Here is an 18,180-nt window from a genome sequence, read left to right on the forward strand (position 1 = left end):
CATTCCACCTGCCCGTTCCACTAGGCAGCGGCTTCGGCAGCTTCGTCAGAGAAAAAAGCTTTATGAAACAGGTGTCGTGCAAGCATGACAGGTGGCATGCGCAACCAGTGTCCGCGCACATACAGTGCCGCGAGCGCCACGGGACTCAGGCGGTCGGCAGTGCTCGGATGTTGCGGCGACAGGGCGCGCAAGAACAGGCCATCCATGAGCACCAGCAGCGGCGCAGCAGGCCGGCCGGCGGCATCGGCTTCGCGCAGGACAGGCTCGGGGACCGGCGTTGCGAGCAGGCGGGTGCAGTAGCGCAGCGCATAGAACAGCGGCCGCGCCAGCTCGAGCTGGACGGCGCGCGCCGCCAGCGCTTCCCAGAACCCCGGCTGGGAGCCGAAATGCAGCAGCAGCCGATGCAGGTCGAGGAGGTCGCGCAGGCCGTGGTTCATCTCGCCTTCCGAAAACAGGTGCACCGCGCTGTGCAGCACCATGTCATGCGGCGCCAGCGTCCACAGGCCTTCGCTGCCGGGAATGGGCCGGGCCGCCGCGCGCAGCAGCGCCGGATCCGGCCACGTGCGCGCGCTTTCCGGCAGGATGGCATGGTGCACGTCGATCGTACTGCCGCGCTGCACATGTTCCATCGGCGGCAGTTCGTGCATCCACTCGCGGTAATAGCGTTGGTCATAGGGGTCCTGCTTGGCGCTGGCCCAGCCGTGCAGCATCAGCGCCGCCTCGACCTCGCCGATGCACTCCTTCGGCACCAGGATGTCGACGTCGGAAAAAATGCGGCCCTGCGCCGGCGGCAGTCCGGCCAGCATATAAGCCGCGCCCTTCAGCAGGATGAGCGGCAGGCCGAGGCCGGCCAGGGCGCGCCGGATCTGGTCCACCTCGAAGCGCACCGCGCGCTGGTGCGCCTGCAGCGTCACGCCGGCCCACTCCAGGTGCCGGCGCGGGGCCGGCGGCACCGCCTCCAGCAGGCCGGCTTCGGCCAGGCCGGCTCCCAGGGTGGCGGTCAGGCCGGCATTCGCCGCCTGGCGCAGCAGCAGGTCCCAGTCGGCCAGGCCCAGCCCTTCGACTCGCGCCGGATCGCGCAGGACCTTGACCAGCAAGGGCAGCCGGTGTAAGTCGAAACTCATGCCGGACCGCCTGCGAAGTTGTCGAACACGGCCATGGCATCGTCGAGCCGGCCGTAGCTGAACGTGTATCCGCTGCAGCCCTCGACCAGGCGGCCCAGGACGTCGAAACCCTGCGCCCCCAGCACCGCATAATTGAAGGCGTTGTCGACCATGCTGGTAAACAGGCGCGCCTTCGGCAGCGGCGCCAGGCTGGCCGGCGCGCCGGCTTCGTACCGGGGAAACACGATGTGGGTCGCACGCGCAGGTTCGGCGGCGGTGGCGACGCTGGCGCCCGGCGCCCGCATATGCGCGATCGTGCCCTTGGACGTGCCATGGACCTCGGGGCCGAACAGGGCGTCCGGGGCAAAGCCGCGCAGCACGCCGATCGACGCATTCTTGAGGCTGACCGGGCGCGCCAGCGGCAGCAGCGCCAGGTCATGCGGCCTGATCAGGGTCAGCTCGTCCGACAGCAGGCGCCAGCCGCGGCTGGCGAGGGCGGCGCACAGGGTGCTCTTGCCGGAACCGGGAGGCGCCGGCAGGATCACGCCGGCATTGCCGCGCTGGAGCACGGCGGCGTGGACGATCAGGTAGCCGTGCGCATGGTGCGACACGCACCAGTTCATCACCCACTCGAACATCGGGAAGGCCTGGTCCAGCGGCAGCGGCTGGAAAGGCACCCGGCCATCGCTGTCGAAGCGCACCTGCGGGCGGTACCAGCGGCGCAGGCCTCCCGAGCGCCGGAAGGCGAGCTGGAAATCGGCGAAACCGTCCTCGCCCTCGACAGGGTAATCGGCATAGAGCAGAGCAATGGTATCGGCCAGGTGGGCGATGTCGGTACGGATGCGGCTGCGGAAGGGGCCGGTGCGCAGCACCAGGCCGGGCCCGGACAGGGCAAGGCGGCGGCGCAGTTCCGCGCGGCCGAGGCTGGCCAGTGTCAGCATAAGCAGGGTTCGATCAGGCTGAGGCGCGAGAGTTCGCCGAGCAGGGTGGCCAGTTCGCCTTTGAGAGCCTCATCATCGATGTCGAATTCCTCATGCAGCCTGGCCGCCAGAGCGGTGGCGGCGGCCGGGCCGGGCCGCAAGGCCTCGAGCACGCACAGCGCGGCCGGTCCGAGCAGGTGGGTGGCGCCCGACAGGTCGTTGTACAGCACGGCTTCGTCGTCCCAGCAGCGGTACGCGAGCGACTGCCCGCTCATCAAGCGCCATGCCTGGCATGCCACATCAGCCTGCAACATCAACCTTGGGTAGATTCGAGGTATTTCTTGGTCGTTTCGGCATCCCAGAACACGCCCTTCGCCGGCTCGTAGTGGCCAGTGCTCTGCAGCTCGCTCCACATCTGGACCAGGGTGCGCTCGGAGATATAGCTGATCCACCCGGTCTTCACGTTCAGATAGGTCGCCACAAGGTGCCGTCCGAGATTGTGCTTGTCAAAATCGCACCCCTTCAACAGTTCCAGCAGGGTGGCCGAACCATAGGTGCTGTCGTTCGCGCCCGAGCAGCTGAAAACCTCCCTGAACTTGGTATCGCTCGACACCGGCCAGCCACCGTGATTCTTCCAGTAGCCCGGCGACCTGCCCTCGCAAGTCACCGTTGTGGCGTTCGGTTTTTTGCTGTGCAGGCCGCTGGACAGTGCGGCCGATGCGGAAATGCATACCCGCGTGGCGCTGGCCTGGGTCGTCCACAGCACGCTGGCTGCACCGAGCCCGGCCTTGGCCAGGCGGCGACGCGCCGCGCCGTGCGTGGTCATCGGGGCAGCGTCGAGGGAGCGCCCTGCTTGGTCTTCGGTGGACACGGTGTCTATCCTCACATGAATGGTTTGCCACAACGGCCTGCATTTCAGCTAAGCAAGAAATGTGCCGTGCCGCATCATTTGCGCCAAAACTCGCTACAAAACAAGCGCATAGCGTGGACTGCTCATCCTTTAGGCATGCAGTCTAGCGAGAATTCCGGGCGCTGTGTCAGATTTTTCGACAGTGGCTCAGAAGAAGCTTTCGGGAATGACTAGCACGTCACCCGGGCGCATCGTCATGTTGGCCGAGATGTCGCCATCCTTGATCAGGTCGTCAAGGCGCACTTGGTATTTCTGCTGCTTCCCATCCACGGTACGAATGACGCTGGCACGGTTGCCGGCCGCGAATTCGGTGACGCCGCCAACGGCGATCAGAACATCCATCAGCGACATGTCCTTGCGATATGGCAGGGCTTGCGGGCGGGCTGCCTGGCCGATCACGCGGATCTGTTCGCCGTAGCCGCCAACGAAGTTGGTGACCACCACGGTGACGACCGGCTGCTGGATGAACTTGGCGAGCGCGGCCTCGATGTCGCGCGCCAGCTGGGTCGAGGTCTTGCCGGCAGCCGGCAAGTCTTCGACCAGCGGCGTGGTGATCTTGCCGTCCGGGCGGACCGGCACCGACATCGACACTTCCGGGTTGCGCCAGACGATGATGTTGATCGCATCACCCGGGCCGATCAGGTATTCCGGGTTCACTGCCTCGGTCGAAGGCAGCGCCTGCGGGGTGCTGGCGCAGCCGCCCAGGATGAACAGGCAGCTGATCGCGACGGCCTGGGCTGCGCGCTTGATCTTGGGGGTCATGTTCGTGCTCACGTCAAAATCCTCGGGGTTGGCATGGCGCCCGGTCGGCCGCGGCATGCATGCAATATTGTTGAGCATAATTCTATACCATAGCACTTCGGCAACACCTGCACAATTGAAATACTTGTGGCGCATCCGCCGGTGGCTGGCCTCTTACTGCGTGCGCTGCAGGAGCGCGCGCACATGACGCACCGGGATGGCGTAGGTGATGCCGCTCGGGTCCGATACCGCACTTTCCCTCAACCCCTTCAGGAACACCATATTGATCACGCCGACCACGCTGCCGCTGTCGGGCCGGAACAGCGGACTGCCGCTGTTGCCGGGGTAGGCGGTGCCGTCGAGCTGGTAGATCCGGAAGGCCGAGCGCTGCAGCTGGGTGATCGCGCGCGCGTCGAGCTGGCGCGAATTGAGCGAGGGCCGCACCGCCGGCGTGATCGCGGCCAGCAAGGCACGGTGGGTCGCCGCATGCAGGCCCAGCCGCATGCCCAGCGGATAGCCGGTAAATGCCAGTTCCTCCCCTTCGGCCGCGCTGTCGTCGCCAGCCAGTGCCAGCGGGGCCAGCGGCGTGCCGGACAGCCGCAGGTGGGCCAGGTCGTGTTCGGCGTCCAGTGCCACCAGCCGTGCCGGACGGAAGCTGGTCTCCTCGCCTCCGCCGCTGATCACAATGCCCAGCTCTTCCTTGCGCGCGGCATCCAGCTGGTTCGGAATGACATGGGCATTGGTAATGATGCTCAATCCATCGCCGACGGCGAAGCCGGTGCCGACGAATACCACGGCGGGATGGCGGGTCTTGAGCAGGGTGCCCACCCCGACCACCGAGGGCTTGATCTGCGCCACCGTACGCGGCAGGTTCTGGGCCTTCGCCGACATCGCGCTGACCGCGGCAACGGTCCCAGCGGCGGCCAGCACGATGATATGCAAGGCCGCGCGCAGCGCTCTCTGCCTGGTTGTTTGGGGCCCCGTTGCAAGGTTTCGACCAAGAATCAATCGTGTGGGCACTTTTGTCTTTCCGACATTAAAATACGAATTTGACACAGGGCAATTTTCGTTAAAGAAACAGCCATGAGTGTAAGCGAGCCAAGGGACAAGGTGGCAACACAATTTTAACGGTTGGGCATTATTTCTACGTTTAAATGTTGCAGTCTTGTAACTTCTGAGCAGTAAATTGATGGAAACCCGTCAAATGTTTATTGCGTTAGGGAATTTGTGTTGCAGAGACCACCACTTTTTTGTGTCTCTCATGTATTTTTCCGACCCGCAATTGCAATTGCTCAGTCAACAAGCGATCATGCAGACTATTTGACACTTTTATTGATTGATGAGCTAGCCTGATCCCGGGCAAGCTCTTAGGCGAGAATCCACGATATGGCAGATATCACAGCCGCAATCCTCAACTTCCTCAAAGCAATCGGGAAGTACCGCTGGCATGCAGTCTTCATTACCTGGGCCGTGGCCATCGCGGGCTGGGTCGTCGTCCTGAAGTTGCCCAACCAGTATGAAGCGTCGGCGCGCGTCTACGTCGACACCCAGAGCATCCTCAAGCCCCTGTTGTCCGGCATGACCACGCTGCCGAACCTCGACCAGCAGGTCCTATACATGCGCCGCACCCTGATCAGCCGCCCGAACGTGGAACGCGTGATGCGCATGGTCGACCTCGATGTCCAGGCCAAGAACGCCAAGGAACACGACGCGATGGTCGAGGAGCTGATGGAGAAGATCAAGATCGGCGGCACCGAGCGCGACGACATCTACACCATCAGCTATACCGCCCCGAATGCGAAACTGGGCAAGGACGTGGTGCAGGCGCTGCTGACCATCTTCGTCGAGGGCAGCTTCGGCGGCAAGAAGCAGGATTCGGACAAGGCGGTCCAGTTCATCGACGACCAGATCCGCAATTACGAGGAAAAGCTGGCGGCGGCCGAGAACAGCCTGAAGGAATTCAAGATCCGCAACCTGGGCATGCTGCCGTCGGAAGGCGGCGACTTCGGTTCGCGCATGATGACTGCCAGCGAAACGCTGAACACGGCACGCCTGGAACTGGCCGAAGCCGAGCAGGCGCGCAACGCGATCCGCCGCCGCATCGCCGGCGAAGCCGCCCCGGGCGAGACCGCACCGCTTCCCATCACCGATCCGGAGCTCGAGTCGCGCATCGCCACCGTCACCAAGACCCTGGACGGCCTGCGTACCCAGTACACCGAAGCGCACCCGGACATCATCGCCAACGCCCGCCTGCTCGAGCAGCTCAACGCGCGCAAGCAGGAACTGGCCAAGAACCGCAAGCCGAGCGCCGACCCCGGCGCCGGCTACAGCCCGATGCTGCAGCAGCTGAACGTGGCGCTGTCGGAAGCCGAGGCGCGCGTGGCTTCGCTGCAGGCGCGTGTCAGCGAGCACACGGCGCGCGTGGCGCGCCTGCGCGCCCAGAGCAGCCAGGCCCCCGAGATCGAGGCGCAACTGGCCCAGCTCAACCGCGACTATCAAGTCAACCGCGAGAACTACCAGAAACTGGTGGAGCGCCGCGAATCGGCCAAGCTGTCGGGCGACCTGTCCTCGGCCACCGACATGCTGACCTTCCGCGTCATCGACCCGCCGACCGCGCCCCCGCAGCCGTCCGGTCCGCCCCGCCTGCGCCTGTTCTCGCTGGTCTTCGTCGGCGCGCTGGTCGCCGGCCTGGCCTCGGCCTTCCTGTTGAGCCAGCTGCGCCCGACCTTCCTGAGCCAGGCCAGCCTGCGCGAGGTGACCGGCTTGCCGATCCTCGGCTCGATCAGCATGAACTGGACCGAACAGCAGACCGTCCGCCGCAAGCGCCGCCTGGTTGCACTTGGCGCTGCGGTGCTGGTACTGCTGGCCATCTACGGCGCCGGCATGACCGCCATCCTGGTCCGCCCGGGCCTGTAACCGATCAAGGAGCAGACGTGAGCATTATCGAAAAAGCGGCGCGCCGCATCGACCAGGAACGCGGCCATGCCGCGCCGCTGCCCGTAGCGCCGGCGCCGGCGCCGGCAAGCTTCGCGACATCCGATGTCGAGGTCCTGGAAGCCATCGCTGCGGCGGCGGTCCTGCCGCCGCCCTCGGCCACCGCTGCCGCCACAGCAGCAGTTCCCGCTTCCACCCCGGTGCTCGACAAGGAGCAGGCGGCACCCGGCGGCACCCGGCGCCCGGCCCGCAAGGTAGAACTCGACCTGGCCAAGATGCGCGCCAGCGGCATGGTGACCGCCGCCGGCGGCCGCACCTCGCTGGTAGAGGATTTCCGCATCATCAAGCGCCCCCTGCTCAAGCGCGCCTTCAGCGAGCGCAAGCCGCGGGAAAACCCGGCCAACCTGATCATGATGACCAGCTCGCTGCCTGGCGAAGGCAAGACCTATTGCGCCATCAACCTGGCGATGAGCATCGCCATGGAACTCGACCATACCGTGCTGCTGGTGGACGCCGACGTGGCCCGTCCCTCGGTACTGCGCACGCTCGGCCTGCCGGCCCAGCGCGGCCTGATGGACCTGCTGGTGGACGACAAACTCGACGTCTCCGACGTCCTGCTGCGCACCAACGTCGACACCCTGAGCATCCTGGCCGCCGGCACCAGCACCCCGCGCGCCACCGAGCTGCTCGCCAGCTCGACCATGGCCAACCTGGTGCACGAGATCGCCAACCGCTATCCGGACCGGGTCGTGATCTTCGACTCGCCGCCGCTGCTGCTCACCAGCGAGGCGCGCGCCCTGGCCAGCCACATGGGCCAGATCGTGGTGGTGGTCGAAGCCCAGAAGACCACCCAGCATGCCGTCGGCGAAGCACTGCGCCAGCTCGAGGGCTGCCCCAACGTCAACCTCATCTATAACAAGACCAGGGACATCCCCGGCATCGAAGAAACGTATGACTATCACTACGGGTGAGCGCCGCGCCGGCGCGGCACGCATGCCGCGCATGGTGCCGCTGGCGATTGCCGCCATGCTGCTTGCTTCAGAATGCCGCGCCGACTGGCGCGTGGTACCGGCGCTCACGCTGAAAGAGCGCTACACCGACAATTTCAGGCAGCAGAGCAACGATCTGAAGCAGTCGCAATTCATCAGCGAACTCACCCCCTCGGTGAACTTCGCCACGAACAGCCAGCGCCTGATCCTCAACGGTACGGCGCAATGGCGCCATTTCGCCTACCGCGACGATGACCTGCGCGACACCCTCGACCACAGCTTCGAGTACGCCGTGTCGGGACGCGCGACGCTGGCGAAGGACTTGCTGTACGTCGACGCCAACGCGTCGGAGACCCCCAACAACATTTCCGTCTTCGGCCCGCGGGTCGAGGATGCGCCCTACCTCGCGTCGAACCGCGCCAAGGTCAAGACCTGGCGCATCAGCCCCCACCTGGAGCAGCGCTACGGGCGGCTGGCCTCGCTGTCGCTGCGCTATACCCGCGATCGGGTCGAGGGCGCCGCCCGCGGCTTCGCCACCACCGTCGGCGACGGCGTCAACGTCAACCTCGCCAGCGGCACCGCATTCGGCGATCTGGGCTGGGGCCTGAGCTACCTGCGCCAGGAGCTGGAAGATTCGATCAATGGCGAGACCTCGAGCCAGACCGCGGCTGCCAACCTGCGCTACGCGGTCACGCCGCGCATGGGCTTGACCGCCCGCGTCGGCTACGACCGTTATCGCTTCCAGCGCGTCGGCGACGACACCGCCGGTCGCAACTGGTCGTACGGCTTCGACTGGAGTCCTTCGCTGCGCACCAGGATGAGCGCCTCCCTCGGCCGCCACTTCTACGGCCAGACCGGCGCGTTCTCGCTGGTGCACCGCAGCCGCCGCACGTCCTGGAACGTCGTCTATGACGACGGCATCACCACCTCGCGCGAGGAATTCCTGCTGCCGGCCACGATCGATACCGGCACGCTGCTCGACCGCCTGTTCGCCACCAGCATCCCCGACCCGGTCGTGCGCCAGCAGGTAGTGGCCGACTACATCCGGAACAGCGGCCTGCCCGCCAGCCTCACGGACGACGTCAACTTCCTGAGCAACCGCTATTTCCATCAACGGAGCCTGATCGGCTCGATGGCCTTCAAGCTGGCGCGCACCACCGGCGTGCTGTCGGTCTCGCGCAGCGAGCGGATCGCCCTGTCGAGCCAGGAGAGCGACAGCATGCTGCTCGGGAACCAGCTGAGCTCGCGCAACGACAATGTGCGCCAGAAGGGCGCGAGCGCCAGCTTCGACTACCGCCTCAACCCGCGCATGAACGCGGTGGCCGCGCTCAGCTGGTCGCGCAGCCTCTCGCTGACGAGCGGCACCGAGGATACGCGCCGCGATTTCCGCATCGGCCTGCAGCGCCAGCTCGGCCGCAACGTGCGCGCCACGGTCGACCTGCAGCGCCGTTTCGGCACGATCGGCTTCTCGGGCCTGTCCAACGGCCCGTACCGCGAGCATTCCATTTCCGCCAGCCTGTCCGCCCAGCTTTAAGAGGAGCCGCAAGCGATGTACGAGACTTACTACGGGCTGTCCGCCAAGCCTTTCCAGCTGCGCCCGGACCCCCACTTCTTCTTCGGCAGCAAGGGCCACAAGCGTGCCATGGCCTACCTCGAGTACGGCCTGTCGCAAGGCGAGGGCTTCATCGTCATCACCGGTGAAGTCGGCGCCGGCAAGACCACCCTGGTGCGCAACCTGCTCAACAAGATTCCGACGGACCAGATCGTCGCCGCCCACATCGTCAACACCAGCCTCGATCCGGAGGACACGCTGCGCATGGTGGTGTCGAGTTTCGGCCTGCCGTATGAAGGCGCCAGCAAGGCCGAGCTGCTCAATCGCCTGGAACAGTTCCTGCGCGGCGTCGACCGCCAGGGCAAGCGCGCCCTCCTGGTGATCGACGAAGCGCAGAACCTGAACGCGCGCACGGTCGAGGAACTGCGCATGCTGTCGAACTTCCAGACCGACGAGCGCTCGCTGCTGCAGACCTTCCTGCTCGGCCAGCCGGAATTCCGCGCCACCCTGCACAGCCCCGGCATGCAGCAGCTGCGCCAGCGCGTGATCGCCAGCTACCACCTGGGACCGATGGACGCGCAGGAAACCCGCGCCTACGTCGAGCATCGCCTGGCCACGGTCGGCTGGAACGGCGACCCTGCTTTCGATGACGGCGCCTATGCCGCGATCTTCGGCTACAGCGGCGGCATCCCGCGCAAGACCAATACCCTGATGGATCGGGTGCTCCTGATGGGCTACCTGGAAGAGATGCACGCGTTCGGCGAAACCGACATCAACACCGTGGTGCGCGACATCGCCGAGGAATACCAGCTGCCCGAAGTCATGGGCACGCCGGACGCCGGCGCGCTTCCCCAAGGGGAGCTGCGCACGGTCGATACCCGCGTGGGCGACCGCCGCGCCGCCAGCGTCGAGGTGCTCGACGAGCGCATGATGCGCCTCGAGAAATCGATCGTGTCGGTACTGTCGATCCTGAAGAAAATCGTCGCCACGCCCCAGGGCGCCGCGGCCCAGCATGTGGACAACCAGGAATGAAACCCTACGAACCCGTATCCCGTCCCGCCCCGGCGCCGGGCGAGCGCATCAAAAATGCCATGACCTGCGACGTCGAGGACTACTTCCAGGTCTCGGCCTTCGCCCCCTACATCGACCGCGCTTCCTGGCCGGCGCGCGAATGCCGCGTCGAGGCGAACATGGAGCGCATTCTGGCCATCTACGAACGCCACGGCGTGAAGGCGACCTTCTTCACCCTGGGCTGGATCGCCGAGCGCTACCCGGCCATGGTGCGCAGAATCGTCGCCGCCGGCCACGAGCTGGCCAGCCACGGCTACGGCCACCTGCGCGCCTCGGACCAGGACCGGGCCCAGTTCGACAACGACATCAGGTCAAGCAAGGCGCTGCTGGAAGACATCGGCGGCCAGGCCGTGCTGGGCTACCGCGCGCCGAGCTTCTCGATCGGCCACCGCAACCTGTGGGCACTGGAGGCCCTGCAGGAAGCCGGCTACCGCTACAGCTCGAGCATCTACCCGATCGCCCACGACCATTACGGCATGCCGGACGCGCCGCGCTTCGCCTTCTACCCGCACGGCCCGGACGGCCTGCTGGAAGTACCTGTCACCACGGTCAACATGCTGGGCCGGAACCTGCCGGCCGGCGGCGGCGGCTACTTCCGCCTGCTGCCTTACGCACTGTCGCGCTGGATGATGCAGAAGGTGAACCGCGAAGACCGCCAGCCGGCCCTGTTCTACTTCCATCCCTGGGAACTCGACCCGGGCCAGCCGCGCCCCGAGGGCCTGGACGCCAAGTCGCGCTTCCGCCACTACGTCAACATCGGGCGCATGGAAGGCCGCCTCGAACAGCTGGCGCGCGACTTTGCCTGGGACCGCATGGACCGCATTTTCCTCGGCCAACGATAAGCACAACCCACAGCACCGTACGACAACAACACCAACAAGGCATAGCACGGCATGAACTCGATCATTGAAGCGGCACAGGCCAAGCGCGCCGCCCCGGTGCTCGCCACCGGACCGCACACCCTCCACCTCCTGCAGCCGCACGAGCGCGCGCGCTGGGATGCTTTCGTACGCGCCTGCCCGGATGCGACCTTCTTCCACCTGTCGGGCTGGCAGAAGGTCATCGAAGAGTCCTTCGGCATCAAGACCTGGTTCTACTACGTCCAGCAGGACGGCCAGATCCAGGGCGTCCTCCCCTTGGCGGAAATCAAGAGCCGCCTGTTCGGCCACTCGCTGGGCGCGATGCCGTTCTGCGTCTATGGCGGCGTGGCGGCCATCGACGACGGTGCGCGCGTTCTCCTCGACGAGGCAGCCGACAAGCTGGCGCGCGAGCTCGGCGTCGGCCACCTCGAATACCGCGGCATGACCCGCGCCCATCCGGACGACGCCAGCTGGCACACCAAGGAGCTGTACGTCACCTTCCGCAAGGAGATCAGCCTTGATGACGAAGCCAACATGAACGCCATTCCGCGCAAGCAGCGCGCCATGGTGCGCAAGGGCATCAAGCTGGGCCTGAAGGGCGTGGTGGAGAACAACGTCGACCGCATGTTCGAGGCCTATGCCAACAGCGTGCTACGCCTGGGCACCCCGGTGTTCCCGAAAAAATACTTCGCCCTGCTGCAGCAGGTCTTCGGCGACGAGTGCGAAGTGCGCAGCATCTACACGGAAGACGACCGCCTGGTGGCCTCCGTGCTGTCCTTCTACTGGCGCGACGAGGTCGTGCCCTACTACGGCGGCGGCATGGACCTGGCGCGCGAAGTGGCCGGCAACGACTTCATGTACTGGAACCTGATGCAGGCCGCCGCCGCGCGCGGATGCCGCATCTTCGACTACGGCCGCAGCAAGCTGGGCACCGGCGCCTACGACTTCAAGAAGAACTGGGGCTTCACCGCCACGCCGCTGCCCTACGAGTACAAGCTGTATGCATCGGACAAGCTTCCGGACAATAACCCGCTGAACCCGAAGTACCAGCTGTTCATCAAGATGTGGAAGAAGCTGCCGCTGCCGGTGGCGAACTTCCTCGGCCCCTACATCGTGCGCAACCTGGGATAAGACGTGGAAGACCTGCTGCTGCTGATCCACCGGATCCCCTACCCGCCCAACAAGGGCGACAAGATCCGTTCCTACCACCTGCTCAAGCACCTGGCGCGCGACTACCGGGTGCACCTGGCGACCTTTGTCGACGACCCCGACGACTGGCAGCACGTGCCGACCGTCGAGAAGATGTGCGCGAGCAGCCATTTCGCGGCGCTGAACCCGCTGCTTTCGCGGGTACGCAGCCTGGGCGCCCTGGTCAAGAACCGCTCGCTCTCGCTCGACTACTACCGCGACGCCGGCCTGGCGCGCTGGGTCGACCAGACCGTCGCCGCCCATGGAATCCAGCGCGTGCTGGTGTTCTCGTCGGCGATGGCCCAGTACGCCGACAAGTACCCGAACGCGCGCCGCGTGGTCGACTTCTGCGACGTCGACTCGGACAAGTGGCGCCAGTACGCCGACAAGAAATCCTGGCCGATGAGCTGGCTGTACCGCCACGAGGCGCGCCAGCTGCTGTCCTATGAGCGCCAGGTGGCGCGCGACTACGACGCATCGCTGTTCGTGTCCGCTCCGGAAGCGGACCTGTTCCGCCAGCTGGCCCCCGAGAGCAACGCGCGCATCGGCTTCTTCAGCAACGGTGTCGACACCGAATACTTCTCGCCCGATGCGGCCGGTCCGAGCCCGTTCAAGGATGGCGAGCGCGCCATCGTGTTCACCGGCGCCATGGACTACTGGCCAAACGTGGATGCGGTGCAGTGGTTCGCAGCAGAGACCATGCCGCTGCTGCGCGCGCGCTTCCCCGACCTGACTTTCTACATCGTCGGCGCCCGCCCGGCGCCGGCCGTGCTGGAACTGGCGAAGCAGCCGAACATCGTGGTCACCGGCACCGTGCCGGACGTGCGCCCGTACATCAGGCATGCGCAGGCCGCGGTGGCCCCGCTGCGCATCGCGCGCGGCATCCAGAACAAGGTGCTCGAGGCGATGGCGATGGCCACGCCGGTGGTGGTGACGCCGCAGGCGCTGGAAGGCATCGAGGCCGAGCCGGGCCGTGAGCTGGTGCTGGCGCAGGACGCCGCCGGGTTCGCGGATGCGGTGGCGCTCCTGCTGGCACGCAAGGGCAACGACATGGGCCTGGCCGCACGCGCCAGGGTTGAACGCAAGTACAGCTGGCCGAGCAACCTGGCCTGCATCGGGGAGCGACTCGAATGTTCCTGAAACCTCCGCCCGGCGTCGACCAGGCGGCCGCACATGCCGCCATCCCCGTTCCGGCGCCGCAGGCGCGCGCCGGCATTGCCGCGCTGGCAGTCTCCCTGGTGGTCCCGATCCTGCTCTTCTACGGCACCGTGGTCTCGATGGCCGGGATCTGGAACAGCTCTGAGACCTTTGCCCACGGCTGGGTGATCCTGCCGATCAGCCTGTGGCTGATCTGGCGCCAGCGCGCCTGGTTCTCGCGTATCCCGGCGCGGCCCTGGTGGCCCGGCCTGGTGCTGATGGCCGGCGCCGGGGCGGCCTGGCTGGCCGGACGCATGGGCGACGTCGGGGTGGTGATGCAGTACGCCTTCGTGTCGATGATGCCGCTGGCCGCGCTCACGCTCCTCGGCCCGCGCCTGGCGGCGAAATTCACCTTCCCGCTGCTGTTCCTGCTGTTCGCGGTACCCTTCGGCGAAATCTTCGTCGGTCCCCTGATCCAGCACACCGCCGACTTCACGGTCTGGGCGGTGCAGGCCACCGGCATCCCGGTGCTGCGCAACGGCACCCGCTTCGAGCTGCCCTCCGGCAGCTGGTCGGTGGTCGAGGCCTGCAGCGGCATCCGCTACCTGATTTCCTCGATCACGCTGGGCTGCCTGTACGCCTACCTGACCTACCAGTCGAACCTGCGGCGCGCCGTCTTCATCGGCATGGCGATCCTGGTGCCGATCGTCGCCAACTGGCTGCGCGCCTACGGCATCGTGATGATCGGCCATACCAGCGGCATGGAACTGGCCACCGGCGTCGACCACCTGGTCTACGGCTGGCTGTTCTTCGGCGTCATCATGTTCATCATGTTCTGGATCGGCAGCTACTGGCGCGAGGACGACAAGGCCGCTGCCCCGATGCCGATCGATGGTGCGGCGTCCGTGGCGCCGGCCCCGGCCCGGACTCCGGCGAAGTCGCCGGTCCCGGCCACGCTCGCCGTGGTGGCGATGGCTGCCGCCTGGCCGGCCTTCGCTGCCTTCAACGACCGTGCCAACCATAACCCGCAGCCGGTCGCGCTGACGCTGCCGGCGCTGGGCTGGCCGCAGACGTCCGGATTCCCGGACTGGCAGGTCCACTACATGGAGCCGGATGCACGCATTGCGCGCACCTACCGCTCGCCCGAAGGACGACCGGTCCTGCTGCAGATGCTGTACTACCGCAACCAGAGCAAGCAGAAGGGCCTGATCAGTTCCATCAACCGCCTGACCGGCGAACAGGCCGCCTTCTACGAGACCGCCTCGCGCGGGCGCACCGAGCAGGCCGGCGCCGCCCAGCTCCCGCTGCGCGAAGCCGTGCTGCACGGCCCTGGTGGACCGCTGCTGGTCTGGCAGGTGTCGTGGGTGGATGGCCACTACACGTCCAGCAACGTCACGGGCAAGCTGCGCCAGGCCTGGGGCAAGCTGCAATTCCGCGGCGACGACGGCGCCATGGTGGCGATCGCCGTGCCCTTCGAGGACACGGAGAAGGATGCCGAGGCCGCACGCGCCACGTTGCGCACCTTCCTCGGCCAGCACTTCGGCACCGTCGACGGGGCCCTGCTGCAGGCGCGCGCGCATTAAGGGGCGACGGCATGCGTAACGACCTCGCCCACCTTGAAACGCCCGGCATGCAGCGCCCGCTGGTGGTGCACCTGACCTACTCGCTCGACGTCGGCGGGCTGGAGACCCTGCTGGTGGACTGCATCAACCGCATGCCGCCGGAGCGCTACCGCCATGCGGTGGTGTGCCTGACCCGCTATACGGATTTCGCCAAGCGCATCACCCAGCCCGGCGTCGAGCTGTACGCGCTGGGCAAGCCGCCCGGTCTGGGGCTCGGCACCCACCTGCAGTTCTGGAGGCTGATGCGCCGGCTGCGCCCGGCCATCCTGCATACCTATAACCTGTCGGCCCTGGAATACAACTTCAGCGCGGCGCTGGCAGGCGTCCCGGTGCGCATCCATGCGGAGCACGGCCGCGACGCCGGCGACCCGCACGGCCTGAACCCGAAGCACAACTTCCTGCGCCGCCGGCTGGCGCCCTTCATCGACTGCTTCATCCCGGTATCCGAAGACCTGCACCGCTGGCTCGGCGAGACGGTTCGGATTCCCCAAGCGAAGACCCTGTTCATCAAGAACGGCGTCGATACCGAACGCTTCGCTGCGGCAGCAAGTCTGGCCGCCAATCCGGCTTCGCCCTGGGGTCCGGACGACATCGTGATCGGCACGGTGGCGCGTGTCCAGGACGTCAAGAACCACCGCGGCCTGGTCGCCGCGTTTGCCCGCCTGCGCGAGCTGGTGCCTGAACAGTGCGAGCGCCTGCGCCTGAGCATCGTCGGCGACGGTCCCCTGATGGGCGCCGTGCGCGAGCAGGTGGCAAGCCTGGGACTGCAGGATGCGGTCTGGCTGCCCGGCGCGCGCGCCGACGTGGCCGCGCTGCTGCACGGCTTCTCGTTGTTCGCCCTGCCCTCGCTGGCCGAGGGCACGCCGGTCTCGATGCTGGAAGCGATGGCCTGCGGCCTGCCGGTGGTCGCATCCAACGTCGGCGGCATTCCCGAGGTCGTGACCGACGGCCTCGAGGGCAGCCTGGTGCCGCCGCAGGACACCGAGGCCCTGGCCCAGGCGTTAGCAAGCTACGTGCGCGACCCGGCCCTGCGCCGGCAGCGCGGCGAAGCGGCGCGCGCCCGGGTCGAAGCGGCCTTCAGTATGCGCGCCATGCTGGCGGAGTACGGCAAGCTGTACGACCGCCTGTGCCACCAGAAGATTCGCCAACCGGCCTAGCTTCGCTTCAGGAAAACTGAAGCAATCCAGAAAAAGATCAAAGAAACTTAAGGAACACCTACCATGTGCGGAATTGTCGGCATCCTGGATACACGCGGCGCTCGCCCGATCGACCGCGAAGCGCTGCGGCGCATGAACGAAAGCCAGTTTCACCGGGGCCCCGACGAGGGTGAGCTGTACCTGGAGCCCGGGCTCGGCATGGGCCACCGCCGCCTGTCGATCATCGACATCGCCACCGGCCAGCAACCCTTCCGCAGCGCCGACGGGACCATGACCCTGGTCTTCAACGGCGAGATCTACAACTACCGCGCGTTGCGCGACGAGCTGGTGGCCAAGGGCCACGTGTTCCGCACCAAGTCGGACACGGAAGTGATCATGCAGGCGTATCAAGCCTGGGGCGAGGACTGCGTGCATCGCCTGCGCGGCATGTTCGCCTTTGCCCTCTGGGATCGCAACAAGCAACTGATGTTCATGGCGCGCGACCACGTCGGCGTCAAGCCGATGTTCTATTCGCTGCTGCCGAACGGCCTGTTCGTGTTCGGTTCCGAGCTGAAGTCGATCATGACCTTCCCGGAGCTGTCGCGCGAGCTGAACCCGCGCGCCGTCGAGGACTATTTCGCCTACGGCTACGTGCCGGAGCCGAAGACGATCTACCATCATGCCTTCAAGCTCAGCCCGGGCCACTGCATCACCCTGCGCATCGGCGATGCTGTCGTGCAGCCGCGGCGCTACTGGGACCTGCCGTTCAAAGTGCAGCCGAAACGCCCGCAGGAAGACGTCGAGCGCGAGCTGATCGAGCGCCTGCGCGAGTGCGTGGGCAGCCAGATGGAATCGGAAGTGCCGCTCGGCGCCTTCCTGTCCGGCGGGGTCGACTCGAGCGCGGTGGTGGCGATGATGGCGCAGCAGGGAGCGGCAGAGAAGCGCAAGCCGGTGCAGACCTGCTCGATCGGCTTCGACCACCCGGACTACGACGAATCGATCTACGCCAACGAGGTGGCGACGCGCTACCGCACCAACCACCATGCGCAGATCGTCGACCAGGACGACTACGGCCTGATCGACACCCTGGCGCGCCTGTACGACGAGCCGTTCGCCGACAGTTCGGCGATCCCGACCTACCGCGTCTGCCAGCTGGCGCGCCAGCGCGTGACGGTGGCGCTGTCCGGCGACGGCGGCGACGAGAATTTCGCCGGCTACCGGCGCTACCGCTTCGCGATGGCCGAGCAGCGGGTGCGCGACAAGCTGCCCCTCGGGCTGCGTAAACCAGTGTTCGGCACCCTGGGACGGCTGTATCCGAAAGCCGACTGGGCGCCGCGCGTGCTGCGCGCCAAGACCACCTTCGAGGCGCTGGCCCGCGACACCGTCGAGGGCTACTTCCACGGCGTCTCCAGGATGCCGGACCGCATGCGCGACGAGCTGTTCTCGGACGCCTTCAAGCGCCGCCTGCAGGGTTACCGCGCGATCGAGGTGTTCAAGGAACATGCGGCGAACGCGCCGACCGAGGATCCGCTGTCGCTGATCCAGTACCTCGACTTCAAAACCTGGCTGCCGGGCGACATCCTGACCAAGGTCGACCGCGCCAGCATGGCCCATTCCCTCGAGGTGCGCGTGCCGCTGCTGGACCATACTTTCGTGGAGTGGGCGTCAAACCTGCCGACCGACATCAAGCTCGGCGGCGGCGAAGGCAAGTACATCTTCAAGAAGTCGCTCGAGCCCTTCCTGTCGCACGATGTGCTGTACCGCTCCAAGAAAGGATTTTCGATCCCGCTGGCGGGCTGGTTGCGCGGGCCGCTGCAGGACAAGCTGCGCGCCGCGGTGCGCTCGCCACAGCTGCTGGACACGGGGATCTTCAATGCGGACTTCCTGCACACGATGGCCGAGCAGCACATCGCGGCTACCCATGACCACAGCGCGGCGCTGTGGCAGGTGCTGATGTTCGAGACCTTCCTGCGGGTGAACGCGCAGGCCTGAGCGGTCCGGCCCGAGGGCCGGTCCG

At 66.4% G+C, this 18,180-nt stretch carries 16 protein-coding genes; 10 read left to right on the plus strand and 6 right to left on the minus strand.

The window, feature by feature from the left end; genetic code table 11:
* Positions 1-20 precede the first annotated feature (20 nt).
* From MA09_RS21455 to MA09_RS21480, 6 genes are all read right to left on the minus strand, one after another.
* On the minus strand, positions 21-1,124 hold the full coding sequence (locus tag MA09_RS21455; protein WP_036252983.1) for a nucleotidyltransferase family protein: 1,104 nt from the start codon (positions 1,122-1,124) through the stop codon (positions 21-23).
* A complete protein-coding gene (locus MA09_RS21460) occupies positions 1,121-2,044 on the minus strand; it encodes an HprK-related kinase A (protein WP_036252985.1) in 924 nt (307 codons plus the stop codon). The genes MA09_RS21455 and MA09_RS21460 overlap by 4 nt, the downstream gene beginning before the upstream one ends.
* Positions 2,038-2,298, minus strand: coding sequence for an HPr-rel-A system PqqD family peptide chaperone (locus tag MA09_RS21465; RefSeq protein ID WP_161783245.1), 261 nt, complete (start codon positions 2,296-2,298; stop codon positions 2,038-2,040). The genes MA09_RS21460 and MA09_RS21465 overlap by 7 nt, the downstream gene beginning before the upstream one ends.
* A gap of 38 nt (positions 2,299-2,336) precedes the next feature.
* The gene (locus MA09_RS21470; RefSeq protein WP_152594753.1) at positions 2,337-2,894 is read right to left on the minus strand and encodes a hypothetical protein; all 558 of its coding nucleotides are present in this window, start codon (positions 2,892-2,894) and stop codon (positions 2,337-2,339) included.
* 186 nt (positions 2,895-3,080) lie between these two features.
* Entirely contained in the window at positions 3,081-3,695 is a 615-nt protein-coding gene (locus MA09_RS21475; RefSeq protein ID WP_036253699.1) for an XrtA/PEP-CTERM system exopolysaccharide export protein, read from the minus strand.
* 153 nt (positions 3,696-3,848) lie between these two features.
* Positions 3,849-4,616 (minus strand): serine protease, encoded by a 768-nt coding sequence (locus tag MA09_RS21480; protein WP_229440817.1) that lies wholly within the window; start codon positions 4,614-4,616, stop codon positions 3,849-3,851.
* Positions 4,617-5,060: 444 nt separating this feature from the next.
* Between MA09_RS21480 and MA09_RS21485 the strand changes: the two genes are divergently transcribed.
* From MA09_RS21485 to MA09_RS21530, 10 genes are all read left to right on the plus strand, one after another.
* Positions 5,061-6,590 (plus strand): XrtA system polysaccharide chain length determinant, encoded by a 1,530-nt coding sequence (locus MA09_RS21485; RefSeq protein ID WP_036252990.1) that lies wholly within the window; start codon positions 5,061-5,063, stop codon positions 6,588-6,590.
* 17 nt (positions 6,591-6,607) lie between these two features.
* Positions 6,608-7,579, plus strand: a complete 972-nt coding sequence (locus MA09_RS21490) for an XrtA-associated tyrosine autokinase (protein ID WP_036252992.1) — start codon at positions 6,608-6,610, stop codon at positions 7,577-7,579.
* Positions 7,560-9,131 (plus strand): TIGR03016 family PEP-CTERM system-associated outer membrane protein, encoded by a 1,572-nt coding sequence (locus MA09_RS21495; protein ID WP_081897743.1) that lies wholly within the window; start codon positions 7,560-7,562, stop codon positions 9,129-9,131. Before MA09_RS21490 ends, MA09_RS21495 begins: the two co-directional genes overlap by 20 nt.
* Positions 9,132-9,146: 15 nt before the next feature.
* Entirely contained in the window at positions 9,147-10,181 is a 1,035-nt protein-coding gene (locus MA09_RS21500) for an XrtA/PEP-CTERM system-associated ATPase (RefSeq protein ID WP_036252996.1), read from the plus strand.
* Positions 10,178-11,062, plus strand: coding sequence for an XrtA system polysaccharide deacetylase (locus MA09_RS21505; protein ID WP_036252998.1), 885 nt, complete (start codon positions 10,178-10,180; stop codon positions 11,060-11,062). Before MA09_RS21500 ends, MA09_RS21505 begins: the two co-directional genes overlap by 4 nt.
* Positions 11,063-11,113: 51 nt before the next feature.
* Positions 11,114-12,211, plus strand: coding sequence for a FemAB family XrtA/PEP-CTERM system-associated protein (locus MA09_RS21510; RefSeq protein WP_036253001.1), 1,098 nt, complete (start codon positions 11,114-11,116; stop codon positions 12,209-12,211).
* Between the two features lie 3 nt (positions 12,212-12,214).
* Positions 12,215-13,408 carry a TIGR03087 family PEP-CTERM/XrtA system glycosyltransferase gene (locus MA09_RS21515; RefSeq protein ID WP_036253003.1) on the plus strand — a complete coding sequence of 398 codons (1,194 nt, stop codon included), beginning with the start codon at positions 12,215-12,217 and terminating at the stop codon, positions 13,406-13,408.
* The gene (gene xrtA / locus MA09_RS21520; RefSeq protein WP_036253004.1) at positions 13,399-14,988 is read left to right on the plus strand and encodes an exosortase A; all 1,590 of its coding nucleotides are present in this window, start codon (positions 13,399-13,401) and stop codon (positions 14,986-14,988) included. Before MA09_RS21515 ends, xrtA begins: the two co-directional genes overlap by 10 nt.
* Before the next feature lie 11 nt (positions 14,989-14,999).
* On the plus strand, positions 15,000-16,184 hold the full coding sequence (locus tag MA09_RS21525) for a TIGR03088 family PEP-CTERM/XrtA system glycosyltransferase (RefSeq protein WP_036253006.1): 1,185 nt from the start codon (positions 15,000-15,002) through the stop codon (positions 16,182-16,184).
* Positions 16,185-16,247: 63 nt separating this feature from the next.
* The gene (locus MA09_RS21530; protein ID WP_036253008.1) at positions 16,248-18,155 is read left to right on the plus strand and encodes an XrtA/PEP-CTERM system amidotransferase; all 1,908 of its coding nucleotides are present in this window, start codon (positions 16,248-16,250) and stop codon (positions 18,153-18,155) included.
* The last annotated feature ends 25 nt before the right edge of the window (positions 18,156-18,180 follow it).

The sequence above is a fragment of the Massilia sp. BSC265 genome, assembly GCF_000740675.1.
Lineage (GTDB): Bacteria > Pseudomonadota > Gammaproteobacteria > Burkholderiales > Burkholderiaceae_D > Telluria.

Excerpts from the sequence above, each read along its gene's own strand:
- MA09_RS21455 (WP_036252983.1), bottom strand. The coding sequence starts at position 1,124 with ATGAGTTTCGACTTACACCGGCTGCCCTTGCTGGTCAAGGTCCTGCGC.
- MA09_RS21460 (WP_036252985.1), bottom strand. The coding sequence starts at position 2,044 with ATGCTGACACTGGCCAGCCTCGGCCGCGCGGAACTGCGCCGCCGCCTT.
- MA09_RS21465 (WP_161783245.1), bottom strand. The coding sequence starts at position 2,298 with ATGAGCGGGCAGTCGCTCGCGTACCGCTGCTGGGACGACGAAGCCGTG.
- MA09_RS21475 (WP_036253699.1), bottom strand. The coding sequence starts at position 3,695 with ATGACCCCCAAGATCAAGCGCGCAGCCCAGGCCGTCGCGATCAGCTGC.
- MA09_RS21485 (WP_036252990.1), top strand. The coding sequence starts at position 5,061 with ATGGCAGATATCACAGCCGCAATCCTCAACTTCCTCAAAGCAATCGGG.
- MA09_RS21495 (WP_081897743.1), top strand. The coding sequence starts at position 7,560 with ATGACTATCACTACGGGTGAGCGCCGCGCCGGCGCGGCACGCATGCCG.
- MA09_RS21500 (WP_036252996.1), top strand. The coding sequence starts at position 9,147 with ATGTACGAGACTTACTACGGGCTGTCCGCCAAGCCTTTCCAGCTGCGC.
- MA09_RS21505 (WP_036252998.1), top strand. The coding sequence starts at position 10,178 with ATGAAACCCTACGAACCCGTATCCCGTCCCGCCCCGGCGCCGGGCGAG.
- MA09_RS21510 (WP_036253001.1), top strand. The coding sequence starts at position 11,114 with ATGAACTCGATCATTGAAGCGGCACAGGCCAAGCGCGCCGCCCCGGTG.
- xrtA (WP_036253004.1), top strand. The coding sequence starts at position 13,399 with ATGTTCCTGAAACCTCCGCCCGGCGTCGACCAGGCGGCCGCACATGCC.
- MA09_RS21525 (WP_036253006.1), top strand. The coding sequence starts at position 15,000 with ATGCGTAACGACCTCGCCCACCTTGAAACGCCCGGCATGCAGCGCCCG.
- MA09_RS21530 (WP_036253008.1), top strand. The coding sequence starts at position 16,248 with ATGTGCGGAATTGTCGGCATCCTGGATACACGCGGCGCTCGCCCGATC.